The 17,386-nt window shown below is 47.9% G+C and carries 16 protein-coding genes; 12 read left to right on the plus strand and 4 right to left on the minus strand.

Annotation, left to right across the window (positions count from 1 at the left end):
- Nucleotides 1–285: 285 nt before the first annotated feature.
- Nucleotides 286–1,728 carry a MocR-like pyridoxine biosynthesis transcription factor PdxR gene (gene pdxR / locus H9Q78_RS00005; RefSeq protein ID WP_249302745.1) on the plus strand — a complete coding sequence of 481 codons (1,443 nt, stop codon included), beginning with the start codon at nt 286–288 and terminating at the stop codon, nt 1,726–1,728.
- On the opposite strand, the gene H9Q78_RS00010 is transcribed toward pdxR, so the two are convergent.
- The 3 genes from H9Q78_RS00010 to H9Q78_RS00020 form a co-directional block, all read right to left on the minus strand.
- On the minus strand, nt 1,717–2,904 hold the full coding sequence (locus H9Q78_RS00010; RefSeq protein ID WP_249302747.1) for a DUF4179 domain-containing protein: 1,188 nt from the start codon (nt 2,902–2,904) through the stop codon (nt 1,717–1,719). The genes pdxR and H9Q78_RS00010 overlap by 12 nt on opposite strands.
- Nucleotides 2,894–3,433: a sigma-70 family RNA polymerase sigma factor gene (locus tag H9Q78_RS00015; RefSeq protein WP_249302749.1), complete on the minus strand. Its 540-nt coding sequence runs from the start codon at nt 3,431–3,433 to the stop codon at nt 2,894–2,896. The genes H9Q78_RS00010 and H9Q78_RS00015 overlap by 11 nt, the downstream gene beginning before the upstream one ends.
- Nucleotides 3,434–3,578: 145 nt before the next feature.
- Nucleotides 3,579–3,839: a hypothetical protein gene (locus H9Q78_RS00020; RefSeq protein WP_249302751.1), complete on the minus strand. Its 261-nt coding sequence runs from the start codon at nt 3,837–3,839 to the stop codon at nt 3,579–3,581.
- Nucleotides 3,840–4,176: 337 nt separating this feature from the next.
- Here H9Q78_RS00020 and H9Q78_RS00025 point away from each other — a divergent pair, with 337 nt between their 5' ends.
- The 3 genes from H9Q78_RS00025 (at nt 4,177) to guaB (ending at nt 7,759) form a co-directional block, all read left to right on the plus strand.
- Nucleotides 4,177–4,449, plus strand: a complete 273-nt coding sequence (locus tag H9Q78_RS00025) for a co-chaperone GroES (RefSeq protein WP_147595667.1) — start codon at nt 4,177–4,179, stop codon at nt 4,447–4,449.
- A 29-nt stretch (nt 4,450–4,478) separates the two neighbouring features.
- Complete coding sequence (gene groL, locus H9Q78_RS00030) at nt 4,479–6,101, plus strand: chaperonin GroEL (RefSeq protein WP_249302753.1); 1,623 nt, start codon at nt 4,479–4,481, stop codon at nt 6,099–6,101.
- 203 nt (nt 6,102–6,304) lie between these two features.
- Nucleotides 6,305–7,759, plus strand: coding sequence for an IMP dehydrogenase (guaB, locus tag H9Q78_RS00035; RefSeq protein WP_147595669.1), 1,455 nt, complete (start codon nt 6,305–6,307; stop codon nt 7,757–7,759).
- Between the two features lie 136 nt (nt 7,760–7,895).
- Here the strand turns inward: guaB and H9Q78_RS00040 are convergent, their stop codons facing one another.
- Entirely contained in the window at nt 7,896–8,228 is a 333-nt protein-coding gene (locus tag H9Q78_RS00040; RefSeq protein ID WP_249302755.1) for a hypothetical protein, read from the minus strand.
- Between the two features lie 234 nt (nt 8,229–8,462).
- Here H9Q78_RS00040 and H9Q78_RS00045 point away from each other — a divergent pair, with 234 nt between their 5' ends.
- The 8 genes from H9Q78_RS00045 (at nt 8,463) to H9Q78_RS00080 (ending at nt 17,371) form a co-directional block, all read left to right on the plus strand.
- Nucleotides 8,463–10,196 carry a DUF5050 domain-containing protein gene (locus tag H9Q78_RS00045; protein ID WP_249302756.1) on the plus strand — a complete coding sequence of 578 codons (1,734 nt, stop codon included), beginning with the start codon at nt 8,463–8,465 and terminating at the stop codon, nt 10,194–10,196.
- Nucleotides 10,197–10,277: 81 nt separating this feature from the next.
- Nucleotides 10,278–11,552 (plus strand): diaminopimelate decarboxylase, encoded by a 1,275-nt coding sequence (locus H9Q78_RS00050; RefSeq protein ID WP_249302757.1) that lies wholly within the window; start codon nt 10,278–10,280, stop codon nt 11,550–11,552.
- Between the two features lie 4 nt (nt 11,553–11,556).
- Nucleotides 11,557–12,279 carry an HAD family hydrolase gene (locus H9Q78_RS00055; protein ID WP_249302759.1) on the plus strand — a complete coding sequence of 241 codons (723 nt, stop codon included), beginning with the start codon at nt 11,557–11,559 and terminating at the stop codon, nt 12,277–12,279.
- A 206-nt stretch (nt 12,280–12,485) separates the two neighbouring features.
- A complete protein-coding gene (locus H9Q78_RS00060; RefSeq protein ID WP_249302761.1) occupies nt 12,486–13,721 on the plus strand; it encodes an AI-2E family transporter in 1,236 nt (411 codons plus the stop codon).
- Nucleotides 13,722–13,795: 74 nt separating this feature from the next.
- Entirely contained in the window at nt 13,796–14,545 is a 750-nt protein-coding gene (locus H9Q78_RS00065; RefSeq protein ID WP_249302762.1) for a YARHG domain-containing protein, read from the plus strand.
- A gap of 32 nt (nt 14,546–14,577) precedes the next feature.
- Entirely contained in the window at nt 14,578–15,600 is a 1,023-nt protein-coding gene (locus tag H9Q78_RS00070) for an AAA family ATPase (RefSeq protein ID WP_249302764.1), read from the plus strand.
- Between the two features lie 24 nt (nt 15,601–15,624).
- Complete coding sequence (locus H9Q78_RS00075) at nt 15,625–16,593, plus strand: FHA domain-containing protein (RefSeq protein ID WP_249302766.1); 969 nt, start codon at nt 15,625–15,627, stop codon at nt 16,591–16,593.
- Nucleotides 16,594–16,612: 19 nt separating this feature from the next.
- Entirely contained in the window at nt 16,613–17,371 is a 759-nt protein-coding gene (locus H9Q78_RS00080; RefSeq protein ID WP_249302768.1) for a zinc ribbon domain-containing protein, read from the plus strand.
- Nucleotides 17,372–17,386: the final 15 nt, after the last annotated feature.

Here is a 17,386-nt window from a genome sequence, read left to right on the forward strand (position 1 = left end):
CTCATCTGATTCATAAGACTGTTTTAAAAGTATTCAAAGGTATACCCAAGGGCATTCCTTAATACATGCCCTCCAGGCGGGCGCACTTCGTGCGGTAAGGTATACTAATGGAGCCGTTTGGAAGGTTCCGTTTTTGGATGTTTTTTTCGAGTAGCAGAATCAATATGGAGCGGAGGCGTTGATAACGGAAGGTTTCGTTTAAAGGAAAAAAGCCATGCGGTCTTGGCAGCCGCCTGGCTTATGGCGCATAAAAACGGAGAAGGCGAACTGTGAGAGGAAAAAAAGATGTATGAACTGACTATTCCCTTAAGTGAATCGGAGGACAGACCTCTTTACGAACAGATATATGTGTATATAAAAAGACAGATCAAACAGGGTAACCTGCCGGCAAGGACGAAGCTTCCCTCTACGAGGAAGCTGGCGGAGCATCTGGGAGTCAGCAGAAGTACCACGCAGATGGCCTATGACCAGCTTCTTTCTGAAGGCTATCTGGAAGCGGAGCCGTACCGGGGATACTATGTGTCAGAACTGGAAGCTTTGTTCGACCTGGGCGGACAGTCAGTTCCGGGCGAGGAGAGACAACAGGAGAAAGATAAGAAGTGGATTTATGACTTTTCCCTGCGGGGAATTGACTTGGAGAGTTTTCCATATGGAATCTGGAGACGGTTATCCAGGAATATATTAAACGGAGATAATAAAGAACTGTTTTCCGCGGGAGATAATAAAGGAGATTTTAAGCTCAGGCAGGCAATCTGTACGTATCTATACGGGGCAAGAGGGGTGACCTGCCGGCCGGAACAGTTGATTGTCGGAGCAGGGAACGAATATCTCCTCATGCTTTTGAACCAGCTGTTTGGAAATCAGAATGTGATCGCCATGGAGACGCCCACCTACCGTCAGGCATACCGGGTATTTGACCGACTGGGACATCTTGTGGTTCCAGTGGAGATGGACGAGAGCGGGATGGATATCAGGAAGCTGTCTGTGTCAGATGCGGATATTGCCTATGTGATGCCGTCCCATCAGTTTCCGACGGGAATTGTCATGCCCATCCGCAGACGCATGGAGCTTTTGTCATGGGCAGCGGAAAAGGAAGGACGGTATATCATCGAGGATGACTATGACAGTGAATTTCGCTATCGGGGAAAGCCGATTCCTTCCCTGCAGAGCGCGGATACGGCCGGACGCGTTATTTACTTCGGCACGTTTTCGAGGGCGGTCGCTCCTGCTATCCGTGTGAGCTATATGATGCTTCCGATGCCTCTTTTGGAACAATATGAAAGGACCTGCAGCTTTTATGCCTCCACAGTGTCCAGGATCGATCAGAGGATTCTGGCGGAATTTATTGAAGATGGTTATTATGAGCGGCATCTGAACAAGATGAGGGGGATTTACAAAGCGAAGCATGATGCCCTCCTCGCGGCACTTTTGCCTTTGGCAAAGGAATATTCCATTGGCGGAGAACACGCCGGAATTCATATTTTGTTAAAAAGTATGCGGGGGGTTCCGGAGGAGCGTCTGGTCTCCCTGGCGGAGGAAGCCGGAGTGAGGGTTTACGGGCTGTCAGAATTTGGTATCGGAGAGGGAAACTCATCGCAGGAAATTCAGAAAGACAGATCTGGGACCGTGCTGCTGGGCTACGCAAATCTTAGCAGGAAGGAAATAGAAAAAGGCGCGGATTTGCTTTGCCGCGCCTTTAGAATGGCTGATGCCGATTTACGGCCATGAAATATCCAGAGAAAGGGAGGTAAGTGCCTGAGACGCGGCGGCTTCCTCATTTGTCGTTTTACATGCGTCGATCCAGTCCTCCAGATGATAGAATCTCAGCTGGGTGGGACGTTTACCTTCCAGTGGGAAGCAGGCACTGTTCATTGAGCTTGAATTATCCCCGCATTGTATGACATTTCCATCCTGGTCAAATAAAGACAGGCCGCTCATACAAGCTCCTTCATTTTCGAAAGCTTCATAATCCGGAAGAAAAATAGCTTTGATCTGGTATGGAGAAATATATACGGTTGATATACCATACACAGTCTGTTCGGGATTCAGATCATCATATATCTGAAGCTCTGTGACATCAGCGTTAAAAGAAAAGCTTACCTCCCAGCTGCCCTTTACCCACATGGAAGCGCCGATAGGATTGGATTCTACAATGACCGGATTTTTATTAATGTCAGCGAAATCGGCGCCGATGGTATTCAGGCGGATGGTCAAATTATGGGAACCGTCTGATCCGATTATGGAATCTGGCAGGTTTATCTTTAACATTCCGCTGAAATTGTGTTCATCCGGTTGTTCGATATGGAAGGACGTGTTTCCGAGCTCTCCGTCTCCGCCAGCTTCTTCCGCGTCGATCAGGGCCGATCCGGAAAGGTAGACATGTGCGGGAATCGGGCTGCCTGTCTCATCATAGAAAAATCCCATGGGTTCTTCTGAGAAAAAAGACAGGGAAAGGAAGACAGAAATACCATCGCAGTATACCTCGGAAGCAGTCAAGGTGATTCCTTGATCTGTGACCGTATAGAGTTCCGACGGGGAAGCATCCGATTCAGCGATTGCTGCTGAAGTATTGGTCTGTGTCACAGTATCTGCTTCGCTTTCCGCGGGAGTGGTGCTTTTTGTGGGCGTCAATACCTGAGCCCGGTCAGAATAATCACCGGGATAGGCAAAGTCATCCTGTAAATCTGAGAATAGGCTTCCGACAAAGGGGAGTTTGGCGGCAAGCGACGGATTACTGACGCAAAAAAGAATGGCGATGATAAATGCGGCAGCAGTGGATCCGATGCCCATCCAGATTCTCTTTCGGATTTTTTTCCGCCGTTCATTTTTTAATTTGTCCAGACTGGATTTTACGGTTGCTTCCAGTTTCGGGGATATGGGAATCTTATCTAATTTAAGTGGCATAAATATAATCCTCCTTTAAAAAATTTCGGAGTTCTCTTCTCGCACGGCTTAAATAAGCCTTGACGGAACCTTCCGGTATATTCATGGCATAGGCAATCTCATTCACAGTCAAGTCATTGAAATATTTCAGAATGATCACAGTCCGGTGCTTTTCGGGCAGCAGATCAATCGCATCATATAGATCCCATTTTTCTTCTGGAGAAATTCCAGGAGAAGAAGAGACAGCCTGAAAGGTATCTGCGGAAGCCAGAGGCAGCAATTTGTGAAAAGTGTCCATGGCACAGTGTATCAGAATCCTTGTCAGCCAGGTTTTGAAGAATTCCGGTTTTTTCAATGTATGGATAGACTGAAATCCTTTCAAGATACAGTCGCCCACCACGTCCAGGGCAAGATCCTCCTTTTTTACATATAAAAAAGCTGTGCGGTACAGATAATCCTGATAATCAGTGATCAGGGTGCCATAGGCATCGATATTTCCACGGACGGCCCGCTTGACCAGCGACAGCGTATCAGCTTGTGAATTTTCCATGGCATGCCCTCCTTATATTGGTCAGTTGTGAATTCAGATGGTCCATCTGTCTATTAGACAGAGAATACAGGGAAAAGGTTACCAGGAAATGAAAAAAGGGCCATCCATAAACCATTGGTTTATGAGGTCCTTTTTTTGGCTGCCGTCAGTCTTCTTTTTCTTCCTGGCTTTCGTTTTCTTTTGCTTCTTCGCTGTCTTCTTCTTTTGAACCGTGGGAGAGAGGGACGTAATTCCTTGAAAGAGTATCCTTGCCGCAGTCATCGCAGCAGCAGAAATCATCTTCCTCAAAATCACCGTTCTCAGAATCTTTTATGGCGCTGTTTTTTACAAGCTTTGTAATGAGGATGGCCGCGCCGCCGGCTATGGCGGAAACCGCCAGAACCTTTCCTAAAATGCCTTTACGCATGGCACAAACTCCTTTCTATTATAGAGAAAATAATTTTGTATTATTGTAATCCTTTTTTGGCCGGATGAAAAGGGCTATTTCCATTTCTTTATAGAAAATTTCGTTTTGATGGATTCTGGCGAATCGGAAAGTCCCAAAAACAGAGAAGATATTGATAAAATTATAGAAAAAACAAAATAGGTGAAGAAAACAAGAGAAAAGTGGAGATAATAGAGAAAAATTCACTGAATTAGCCGGTAAACGGATGTTGCATTTTGACCTTAAATTATATAATATAATACCAGTCGGTTAGCACTCGATTAGAGTGAGTGCTAATAATTAGATAGGAGGAATCGTAATGAAATTAGTACCTTTAGGCGACAGAGTCGTATTAAAACAGGTTGAAGCTGAAGAAACCACAAAGTCAGGAATCGTGCTGCCCGGAGCGGCAAAGGAAAAACCCCAGCAGGCAGAAGTGATTGCTGTGGGTCCCGGAACCGAAGAAGTAAAAATGGAAGTTGCCGTAGGCGACAAAGTCATCTATTCCAAGTATGCCGGAACGGAAGTTAAGTTGGGAGAAGATGAGTATATCGTAGTGAAACAGAACGACATTTTGGCAATTGTAAAGTAATATAACAGCGAAAAGGAGATTGAGAAGCTATGGCAAAGGAAATCAAATATGGTGCTGAAGCAAGAGCAGCACTGGAATCTGGCGTGAATCAGCTGGCAGATACAGTAAGAGTGACATTGGGACCGAAGGGAAGGAATGTCGTTCTGGATAAATCCTTCGGAACTCCCCTGATTACCAATGACGGCGTGACTATCGCGAAAGAAATTGAATTGGCGGACGCATTTGAGAATATGGGCGCACAGCTCATCAAGGAAGTAGCTTCCAAGACGAACGATGTGGCCGGAGACGGTACAACGACTGCTACAGTATTGGCTCAGGCCATGGTACATGAGGGTGTAAAGAACCTGGCGGCAGGTGCAAACCCCATTATCTTAAGAAAAGGTATGAAAAAAGCGACCGATAAGGCTGTGGAAGCGATTGCTGAAATGAGTGAGCCCATCAGCGGCAAGAACCAGATCGCAAGAGTCGCGGCGATTTCTGCCGGCGAGGATAGCGTAGGCGAGATGGTAGCTGACGCTATGGAGAAAGTCTCCAAGGACGGCGTTATCACCATTGAAGAATCAAAGACCATGAAAACAGAGCTGGATCTCGTCGAAGGTATGCAGTTCGACAGAGGCTATATATCAGCTTATATGTGCACAGATATGGAAAAAATGTGTGCAGAGCTTGACAATCCTTACGTATTGATCACTGATAAGAAGATCAGCAATATTCAGGAGATCCTTCCTCTTCTGGAGCAAATCGTGCAGAGCGGTTCCAAGCTGCTGATCATCGCAGAGGATATCGAGGGTGAGGCTCTGACCACTTTGATCGTAAATAAACTGAGAGGAACTTTCAGTGTTGTAGGAGTAAAGGCTCCCGGTTATGGCGACAGAAGGAAAGAAATGCTCAAGGATATCGCTATCCTGACGGGCGGCACCGTGATCTCCGAAGAAGTCGGATTGGATTTGAAGGAAGCTACCATCGATCAGCTGGGCCGTGCGAAATCTGTAAAGGTTCAGAAGGAAAGTACAATCATCGTGGACGGCGAAGGCAAGAGTGAAGATATCAAAGCCAGAATCGGCCAGATTAAGTCTCAGATTGAGGAGACAACTTCAGAGTTTGATAAAGAAAAATTACAGGAGCGCCTTGCCAAATTATCCGGCGGCGTGGCAGTCATCCGCGTTGGAGCGGCTACCGAGACTGAGATGAAAGAAGCGAAGCTGCGTATGGAAGATGCTCTTGCGGCTACCAAGGCGGCTGTGGAAGAAGGCATCATAGCAGGCGGCGGTTCTGCATATATTCATGCTGCAAAAGAAGTTGAAAAGATGGTAAGCACTATGGATGGTGACGAGAAGACAGGTGCTAAGATTGTACTGAAGGCTCTGGAAGCTCCCCTGTATCACATTGCTGCCAATGCAGGACTGGAAGGCTCTGTAATCGTAAATAAAGTAAAAGAGGCGGCAGTAGGCCATGGCTTTGACGCTTTGAAGGAAGAATATGTAGAAATGATTCCTGCCGGCATTGTGGATCCTGCCAAGGTTACGAGAAGCGCCCTGCAGAATGCCACAAGCGTTGCAGCTACGCTGCTGACTACAGAGTCTGTAGTAGCAAACATCAAAGAAGACGCTCCGGCAATGCCCGCAGGCGCTCCCGGAATGGGAATGATGTAATTGTTCAGTTGGAAATCCAACGAAACATCAGGATTTTAAGTGATAAATGCAGGGGGACCGGTCTATTTCAGACCGGTCCTTTTTTGTATGAAAAGATTGCAAAACCTTGTCGAATTTGTTTGACACCGGCGGACATTTTTGGTAGAGTATTATATTAAATAAGATGAGCTTTTGAGCATGTGAGGAAGAAAGGAGAAATAAACATGGGCAAAATAATCGGTGAGGGAATTACCTTTGATGATGTGCTGCTGGTACCGGCATATTCCGAGGTAACACCGAATCAGGTGGATTTATCGACCCATCTGACTAAGAAAATCAAATTGAACATTCCGATGATGAGTGCCGGGATGGACACAGTTACAGAGCACAGGATGGCGATTGCTATGGCAAGACAGGGAGGTATCGGCATTATCCATAAGAATATGTCGGTGGAGGCCCAGGCCGAAGAAGTGGACAAGGTTAAACGCTCTGAGAATGGTGTCATCACCGACCCTTTTTATTTATCTCCTGAACATACACTGGCGGATGCCAATGAGCTGATGGGCAAGTTCCGGATCTCCGGCGTCCCCATTACAGAAGGGCGCAGGCTGGTAGGCATCATAACAAATCGTGACCTTAAGTTTGAGACGGATTTTACGAAGAAGATTAAAGATTCTATGACTTCGGAGGGGCTGATTACCGCACCTGAGGGAATCACGCTGGAAGAGGCGAAAAAGATTTTGGCGAAGGCCAGAAAAGAGAAGCTTCCCATCGTGGATAAGGATTTCAATCTGAAGGGCCTGATCACCATCAAGGATATAGAAAAACAGATAAAATATCCGCAGTCCGCGAAGGATGATCAGGGACGTCTGCTGTGCGGAGCTGCTGTTGGAATCACAGCGAACCTTCTGGAGCGTGTCGGAGCACTGGTCAAGGCAAAGGTTGATTGTGTGGTAGTGGATTCTGCCCATGGACATTCCGCCAATATTCTCAATGCCGTCCGTGATATCAAGGCGAATTATCCGGAGCTCCAGGTCGTGGCCGGAAATGTGGCTACAGGTGCGGCGACCAGGGCTTTGATCGAGGCTGGAGTGGATGCGGTAAAGGTGGGAATCGGACCTGGATCCATCTGCACGACCAGAGTGGTCGCCGGCATTGGCGTACCTCAGATTACAGCTATTATGGAATGTTATGCGGTAGCGAAGGAGTTTGGGATTCCAATCGTGGCGGACGGAGGCATCAAGTACTCTGGAGATATGACAAAGGCCATCGCCGCAGGCGGAAGTGTCTGTATGATGGGCAGCATTTTTGCCGGCTGTGACGAAAGCCCCGGAACATTTGAACTGTTCCAGGGAAGAAAATATAAAGTATATCGTGGTATGGGTTCCATTGCGGCGATGGAAAACGGGAGTAAGGACCGGTATTTCCAGACGGGTGCGAAAAAGCTTGTGCCGGAAGGCGTGGAAGGACGAGTGGCCTATAAGGGAACGGTAGAAGACACAGTGTTCCAGCTGATAGGCGGCATCCGATCCGGAATGGGCTACTGCGGAGCGAAGGATATTCCTTCTTTGATGGAAAAAGCGGAATTTGTGAAGATTTCGGCCGCATCCCTGAAAGAGAGCCATCCCCATGATATTCATATTACCAAAGAGGCGCCCAATTACAGCGTGGACGAATAACGGGATAGGACCGCTGCCGGATATCACCGGCAGCGGTTTTTTAGATGATACCCAAGGGCATCCCTTAATTCATGCCCTGTGGGCGGGCGCACTTCGTGCGGCAAGGTATGATAAAAAACACTTTTTGGAAACATTTTTAGAAAGCTCCGATTAAGCTCCAGTTGGGCACCGGCAGAAATTCCGGACCGTCACGATTCCGGTTCGCTGGCGATGCAGGGGCCGCTTTATCCCCGCTCCGGCAGTACCGCTCACATGTCGACGGAAAATCTGGATGATTTTTCGTCTCCGGTTCGTTCAGAAATGGAATCGGATTTTCCATTTCTGCCTCCCTCCGCCTGGGGAACACCGGCCGCTGCCCTGCGGCGCTCACCTTTAGGCCGGCCCGGAATCTTTCTGCCGGTTTTCTTTCTGCCGCATTGTTAAAGATGGGCGCCATGTCCCAAATTCCAGAAAAGGATTGGATATCCACACGGCCCGCGCGCCTTATGGCAGCGGGCTACGATAGATCGTCCCAATGGCTTTTAAAACGAATGGGAGTTTATTTCGGTGCGGGAAGAAGACAAGAGGAAGGATCCGCATCCAGCGAGCCGCCTGGATGGAATCGGATTTCCTCTTGCCTTGTAAGCCAGATTAAGAAAACTTGTTTGAAAGATATTCAAAGGTACACCCAAAATTTTTTTATGATAAAACTGGGAGAAGAGATATGAAAAAGAAAAGAGGCATTATTATCGCCCTTGTGTGTGTGATCATCGCAGCGGCAGCAGGCAGCCTTTGTCTTCTTATTTATATGAATAAGGAGAAAAAGACGGGGTATGAGAAGTGGATGGAAGCGGGGAAGAAGGATTTGGCGGAAGGAAATTATGAGGAGGCCATATCTTCTTTTAAGCAGGCAATCGAAATGGAGCCAGAATATACAGATGCTTACATAGGGTTTGCGGACGCATCTCTTGGCGCGGATTTTTCCTATTGGAAAGAAGCGGTTAGAACAATTTGCGATGGTATTCAAAGAACAAATAATTCTGTATTGGTGAAAAAAGCGCTGGAGATTGGGCAGAAGCGTTCGGATGAGACAGAAAAACGGGAAGTTTTGGATATGGTAAAGACGGTCTATCCGGAACTGCCAGAGAAGACCATTGAAGATTATTGGAATGATGAAAAACAGGAAACAGCAGAGGAAAATGGAGAGAGCACTGTAGACGAGACAAAAGAAAATTCTGAACAAGAAACAGGGAATGTGACCGGAGCGGGAAATTTGGCTGGAAATATAAATAACGGCGGATACGTGGTCGAGAATGAAACCTACGTAGTATACAGCTATGAGAATGCCCTTTGGCGTATGAATCAGGATGGGAGCGGCAGAGTGAAGCTTTTTGACGGAAGCTGTTCTTCTCTGAACCTGTGGGAGAATCAGATCTATTTTCTGGCGGAAGAAGAAAAGACTGGAGAATATGACAGGCCGTATAAGACGCGGACACCGTACCGTGTTGGATTGGATGGAGACGGACTGACCGCAATCGGTGTGCCGGCCGATGAGGGCAATGCGGTCATGAGCTTTTCGGATTATTATATGGATGAGTATACGGCTGGAGCCGGCTACCGGGGATTCACTGTATATGACGGATATCTTTACTATATAGGAAGAAACGGGAGAGAAGGGACTTATACCTGCGCCAATCTGAACAGCAATGGCGACCAGACGGCGACGGTGACCTATCATGACAATGCTTCCCTCTACCGAATGGATCTGGACGGAGGAAATGTGATGGAGCTGGCGGAGAATTTGGGGAACGCTTCTCCTCAAATGTGCATTTCAGATGGAAAGCTCTATTATACAGTCAGCTATTACAACTGCTTCTTCGGACCTTATAATTTTACCAAATTTTACCGGGCTTCTTTGGACGGTACCATGGCGGAAGAGCTGCCGGTACATCGGGAAAATAATGCGCCGTTTACAAGCGATTACGGCAGTTATACGGAATATGTGCTGGGAATCCAGGTTTCGGACGGAAAGCTGTATCTTTCCTGCGGGGACAGTGAGGGGGAATTCCCGGATTCCAGATTCCATGTGTATGATGCCTCCAAGGAGACTTTTGGAGATAAGCTGCTGGAAGAAAGAAGCTGGGTCGGAACTGTCGCTTCGGACGGAAAGCTGTATGCCGCCACGGGCGGAAGAGTCTGGGGGGAAAATGGGGCACCTCTTACTAACCGGGCCATGGCAGTCTGCGGAGTCAATGGTCAGGCGGAGAAGCTCCTGAAGGTGTTTGATGAAGCCGCGTACGGGGGAGACAGCTATTTTAATGAGATTTTTTATGAGATCAACGTGACAGAGGATTGGGTATATTACCGGATGAAGAGCGGACAGAACAGTCTGAAAAAGCAGGAGCTGGGCAGAATATCCAAAGATGGGACAAAGCAGGAGTTTCTGTATGGAAACTAATGGCAGGCGTCCGGTTGACAATTAAGAAGAGCTATAGTATGCTTTGTTTGACTTATGAGAAACGAAAGGAGCAGCGCTTACATGAAAAAGGAACCTTTTGTAACACTGGAACAGTTGAAAGAAATCGACAAGAGTTATCCGACTCCTTATCATTTGTATGATGAGAAGGGAATAAGGGAGAATGTCATGCGGGTGAAGAAAGCATTTGCCTGGAACAAAGGCTTTCGTGAGTACTTTGCGGTGAAAGCCACTCCAAATCCCTTTTTGATAAATATTTTAAAAGAGTATGGCTGCGGCTGTGACTGCTCTTCATTGACAGAGCTTATGCTGGCGGATGCTTTGGGAATTACCGGAGACGGGATCATGTTTTCCTCCAACGCGACGCCGGCCGAGGAATATCAGTTTGCAAGAAATCTGAATGCGACCATCAATCTGGATGATTTTACCCATATAGAATACCTGGAAAAATGTGCGGGGATTCCGGAAACCATCAGCTGCCGGTATAACCCGGGAGGAATCTTCAAGATGAGCAATGGCATCATGGACAATCCCGGCGATGCAAAATATGGTTTTACCCATGAACAGATTATCGAGGGATTCAAGATACTGAAAGCGAAAGGTGTGAAAACATTCGGTATCCATGCTTTCCTGGCCAGCAATACTGTGACGAACGAATACTATCCGATGCTTGCCAAGGTGCTGTTTGAGCTGGCGGTGGAGCTGAGGGAGAAGACTGGGGCGGATATTAAATTCATCAATCTGTCAGGAGGAGTGGGAATTCCCTACCGGCCGGAGCAGGAGCCCAATGATATTCAGGCGATCGGAGAAGGAGTGCGAAAAGCATATGAAGAAGTGCTTACGCCGGCCGGCATGGATGATATTGCCATTTACACAGAGATGGGGCGTTTTATGATGGGGCCTTACGGCTGTCTGGTGACAAAGGCGATACATCAGAAGCATATTTATAAAGAGTATGTGGGCTGTGACGCCTGCGCTGCGAATCTGATGCGGCCGGCGATATACGGAGCATACCATCATATCACGGTCATGGGTAAGGACAACAGTGTCTGTGACCACAAATATGATATAACGGGCTCACTTTGCGAGAACAGCGACAAATTTGCCATTGACCGTATGCTCCCTAAGGTTGATGTGGGAGATTTTCTGGTAATCCACGATACGGGAGCCCATGGATTTTCCATGGGATACAATTATAATGGGAAGCTGCGTTCGGCGGAGCTATTACTTAGGGAGGACGGAAGCGTTCAGCTGATACGGCGGGCGGAAACTCCCCGGGATTATTTCGCCACGTTTGATTTTTGTGATATATTAAAAGATATGAAATGGCAGGAATAAGGAAATGCATAGGATAGACACGATACTGTTTGACTTGGACGGAAGCCTTTTGCCAATGGATCAGGATGAGTTCATTAAGCGTTATATGGGCGCGCTGGGAAGGACCTTTGCTCCGTCGGGCTATGACCCGAAGCAACTGACGTCTTCCGTGTGGAAGGGTACGGAAGCTATGGTGCGCAATGACGGGACCATGAGCAACCGGGAGCGGTTCTGGAATGTGTTCTCGCAGGTGATGGGACGGGAAATGCTCAGCGAAGAGCCGGTATTCGAGCAGTTCTACCGGGAACAGTTTGGAGAAGCGAAAGCGGCTACGGTTTTCCAGCCTCTGGCAGGTGAAACTGTGAGAATCTTCCGGGAAAAGGGCTACACGGTGATCCTGGCCACGAATCCGCTGTTTCCTTCTGTGGCCACCCGCCGCAGGATGGAATGGGCGGGACTTTCTCCGGAGGATTTTGATTTGGTGACCACTTATGAAGAAGAGACATTCTGTAAGCCGAACCTTAAATATTATATCTCCATCTTGGAGCGTTTCGGCAAAATGCCGGAACAGTGTATGATGGTAGGAAACGACGTGGATGAGGATATGTGTGTCACATCCCTGGGAATCAAGGGATATCTTTTGACAGACTGTCTGCTGAACCGCCATGGAAGGCCTCTGGAGGGATATCTTTCCGGAAGCTTTGAGGAATTTCGGAGATTTGCCGAAAAAATGCCTAGCCTGTCCTGACAGGAGGAAGTACATAATATGGATGAAGATGCCGGCGGAAGACGAACGGCATCTTTTGTTTTTACTCCGTCCGTTCATGTAACTTCTTTCCGTCTTAATTAAAAAAAGGGGCGATCCGGCCGGAGGTTCTTCCTATGGAAATTATGGTGTGCCTGTGATATACTTGTCATGGTTGGGGAAATTCCTCAAATGGAAGGAGCGGGCATATGAATAAGGAAGAAGATGGAAGATTGGAAACTGCCAGACATGGGATGAAGAAATACGCTTCCATGGGTCTGACGGCATTTTTAGTGATTGCGGCGAGTATTCTGTTTTTTCTGCTTTTATTCAAAATAGATGTAGTCTTGAAAGCCATCCGGACCATCTTAAAGATCCTGGAGCCGATTGTTTTTGGATTTGTATTCGCTTATATCATGTATCCGGTAGTGAGATTCTTTGAAAAGAGGCTGGACGGTCTTATTAAGAAGCTCATAAAAAAGGATGAACGGGCGGTTAAACTCAATAAGGGACTCAGCATTTTTTTGGCGCTTGTCTTTTGGGTCGCCATCATTGTGATCTTGGGTGTCATGGTACTTCCCGAGCTGTATACCAATATTCGCAATATGATCGTGGCGCTCCCGGGGCAGATTCAGCATGCGTCGGCAGCGATTACCGACTATATGGGCCAGGAGGGGATGAATACAGAGATTGTCCGGAATATTACGGAAAAGATCATCACTTTCTTTAATAACTGGGTACAGACGGATTTCCTGAAGGATATGAACATGGTCTTTGGATACTTGACTGCGGGAGTCATCAATTTCTTCAGCACTACCTTGAACATCGTGGTGGGCGTGATCGTCGCGCTGTATGTCCTGAACGGCAGGCGTACTTTTAAGAGGCAGGCGAAGCAGGTCATTTATGCAGTCTTTTCCAAGAAAAATGCGGGAATCCTCATCGATACGCTGAAAGACAGCAACAGGATATTCGGCGGTTTCATAGCCGGAAAGCTTGTGGATTCCTTGATAATCGGGATTCTGTGCTTTATCGTGCTTTATTTCCTGAACATGCCTTATACAGTCCTCGTCAGCGTAATAGTGGGTGTGACCAACGTGATACCGTTTTTCGGACCGTATATGGGGGCCATTCCCAGCGCGATCCTGATACTCTTAGCCAATCCGGCGAAAGGTGTCATTTTCATCATATTCATCATCATTCTCCAGCAGATTGACGGAAATATCATTGGACCGAAGATATTAGGGGAATCCACAGGACTTTCAGCTTTTTGGGTGGTGTTTTCAATTCTTTTCTTCGGAGGGCTTTTTGGGATCGTGGGGATGCTCATCGGAGTCCCCGTATTTGCCGTGATATATCAGATCGTCAGCTCCATTGTCGATTATAAATTGAGGAAAAAAGGGCTGACGGCCTTGGCGGATGAGGGGAAAATTGACAAAGAAATTTGATGCATGATTCGGGAAATTATGATAAAATAACAGTGAATTTTCAATGTCTGACATAAGATGCAGGAGGATAGATCATGTATTGTGAAGAATGTGGGAAGCAGATACCGGATGATTCCAGGTTCTGTGACGGATGTGGCGCAAAGGTCCGGCCTGTGGAGCGGCAGGACGATCCGCTGCCTCAGGATTGGCAGGATCCGTACAGAGGCGGGCAGTCTGCTTATGATATGCCGGAGAACGAGAAAAAAGGCAGGGGTACGACGATTTTAATTGCCGTTTTGGGTGTGGTAGCCGTAGTGCTGATAGGCGTGCTTATATTCCTTGGGGTAAAAGTTTTCGGCGGAAAAAATGGAGGCAATGTGGAAATAGCGGGAGCGGAGACCACCTCTGAGGCCAGTATGGAAGGCGGGAAAGAAGAGAGTAAAAAGGAAACAAGGACCAGTGAGTCGCCTGCCGAATCCTCCGTGACAGCAGTACCTACGGCGCCTTCCACATCGCCGGCGACCACAGCACCTGTGACTACTGCGGCTGCAACGGCTGCGGAAAGTGAATACGTACTGCCTGGCAGTGATTCTAGTTATCTGACGGAAGCAGATTTGGCCGGACTTACGAAAGAGCAGCTGAGGATAGCGAGAAACGAGATATATGCCCGCCACGGACGAAAATTTAAGGATGCGTCCCTGAACGAATATTTTATGAGCAAGTCTTGGTATACGCCTCTTTACGAGCCAAACCAATTTGAAAATCTGGGGGACAGCGTATTCAATGATTATGAGGTTGCGAACCGGAAGCTGATCGCGGATTACGAAAAGAAGATGGGGTATTGAATTCAGTTATCCCAGGAAGGACGTTTGAGAAAATGAAGCAGATACGGATAGCGGTATATGATTTGGATGCCGTGTATACGGAACGGTTTTGTCAGTATATGGGAGAACGATATGGGCAGACAGCAGAATTCTGCCCGGTCTATGAAAGGAATGAACTGGATGGCCTTATCGCCGCCAGATCTGTGGATGTCGTGTTGACGGCTGATGCGCTTCGGGAGGAATATCCACCGTTTATAGGGGATATCCATGTGGGATATTTTACTGCAGAAGTCTCAGAAGAGCCGGGAAAGATTTTCCGCTTTCAGAGCTGCCGGGAACTTTTTCATGGTATAGAAATGATATTGGACCAGGAAGACACTGCAGTGAAGACAGTGGCGTTTATCGGTGCGAATGCGGCGGTGGGGACTTCCACGGCGGCTGCAGCATATGCGATGCGTCTTGCCGCGGAGGAAAAACGGGTTCTGTACATCAATATGAGCGATTTGGGCGACACCGGCAGTATCTTTCAGGGGGTCAATCCAAAAGACTTCCAGTTCCTTTTGACGGAAATGAAAGCAGGAGCGGATATAGATGCCGCCATGTCTGCCGCGCTGAACCGGGATTCCAGCGGAGTGTATTTTTATGACAATGCCGATGCCCCTCTGAGCATTATGGATATCGAGGAAGGGCGGGTGGCAGCATTTTTGAGGATGCTGAAAGAGCGGGGAGATTTCCGCTATCTTATCATAGACAGCAGTTTTTCCGTAAATCATGGGCTTTTTGCGGCTCTTGGAGCTGCGGATAAGGTGGTTGTGGTCAATGACGGAACCTTTGTTTCCAATCAGAGATTCCATAAGATCTGGACGCTGATGAAACGTCTGGATTTGTCCACGCATCCGGGGATTTGCCAGAAGACGGCACTGCTTTATAACAAATTCCATTCCCAGTACGGGAAACGTTATGAAAACCCGGAGATTGCGGTTGCTGGGAGCATAGAAGTTCTTCCGCCGGCCGGAACGGTGCAGATGGCAGAGCAGATGGCCCGGCTGGAGGTGCTGCAGGAAATATTGCGGTAGAACAGAAGGGAGCAGAGATTACATATGGACAGGATCGATAGACAAGCGCCGACAGAAGCGGTATTTGATGGGATTACTTATGAAATGCTTATTTTTAATGATATAGAAGGTGTTCTGAAGCTGGAGATTGACGAAACGGCAGGAGAGGCGAGATATATTACGGATGGATATTCTCCGCTCCCTCGGATGTTTCCTGGCAGAATGCCGAAAAAAGCGGTGGTCCAGGTGCTTAAAAGTCTTCTGGGAGTTTGGGTGAACCTGGATGAATACATGATTCCGAGAAATGAGCTGCTGATGGAGCTTTCCGATGTATTTATCAACGAGGAGAGCGGAGAAATCAAATGGATCTGCGGGCTTCAAAAAGATTCGAGGAGTCCGATAGAAAAGCTGCGCCTTTTTATGACGGAGCTGGTAAATGTCATGGAAGGGAATCCAGAAAAAAATCAGGAAAATATGATCACGCTTTTAAAATACGTAAAGGGAGTGAAGCAGGATAATCTGGATCAGTGCAGGGAAATGGCGGACGCCCTTCTTCTGCAGGATATCGCAGCTGATTCAGCGGAAGCTGCGGCGGCAGAGAATCCGGTATCTTTTGGATTGGAAATGCCGGGAACAGATAACGCGCCGGAATTTTCGTATGAAGAAGAGACGTCGGAGGATGGGCTGGATATCATGCTCCCGGATGCGTTTGCCGCCCGTGAGATCGCTTATATCATCCGTATCCGGACCGGTGATGAAATGGCGGTCGTGCTGGATGAGACTCTCATTGGAAAGAGTCCTGACGCGGACTTTTGTATCCCGGATAACCGGGCGGTCAGCCGTCACCATGCCAGTATCCTGATGGATGAAGGTGAATATTATCTGGTAGATCATAACTCTACTAACTCCACATATTTGAACGGCATGCGGCTGGATCCGGGAGATGAATACAGGCTATGCCACGGAGACGGGTTTGTCTTGGCGGATGAGCCGTTCCAGTTTATGATCAGGTAAGGCAGAAAGGGAGGAGAGTATGTATTGTACGAACTGCGGCGTGAAGAACAGCGATGGGGCAAGGTTTTGCAGAAGCTGCGGCAGGCCGATGGAATCAGAGACCATTCCGTTGGCAGATGAGATGAAAGAGGCCGCGAGAGAGGAGTCTTGGAATCGGGCCGGTCAGCCGGTAACACAACCTTTTAATCCGGAGTATGGGGATCCAGTACAGCCTGGAGTACAGCCTCCTCATCCGGAGTATGGAAACTCGGCGCAGTATGGAGCACAGCCTGGGATGCCGTCCTATCAGGGAAATGATAGGAAGAAGGGGAAAAAAGGGCTGGTCATCGCCGTTGCTTTGATTCTGGCGGTGGCTGCCGCTTCGGCCTTTGGATTTATCGCATATAAGGAGAGCAGGCCGATGGCGCCGGTGGAACAGCTTGTGGGAGCACTTAAAAAAAACGACTGGGGAGCTCTATATGACAGTGTTTATTGGGGCACAGTACCGGAATATGACAGAAAGACCTTTATCTCCGAAGCAAGGGAAAATATGGGACAATTAGTTTCCTACATATCGATGCTCGGCAATATCAAGGTGAGCAAGGTGGCGGAAGGGACGCCATACCGGAATTCGGATGGGCTTATCTGTAAAGATCTGACAGTGAATATGAGTGTCTCGGCTCTGGGGATGTCTCAGAATCAGGAAGCGACCATAACGGTGGTGAAGAGCGGAAGGAAATTTTTGCTTATTCCCGTTTGGAAAATATCGGCGGAGGATGTCGGTTCCATATTGGATTGACGAAACGGAATCAGG

It is taken from the genome of Qiania dongpingensis (assembly GCF_014337195.1).
Lineage (GTDB): Bacteria > Bacillota > Clostridia > Lachnospirales > Lachnospiraceae > Lientehia > Lientehia dongpingensis.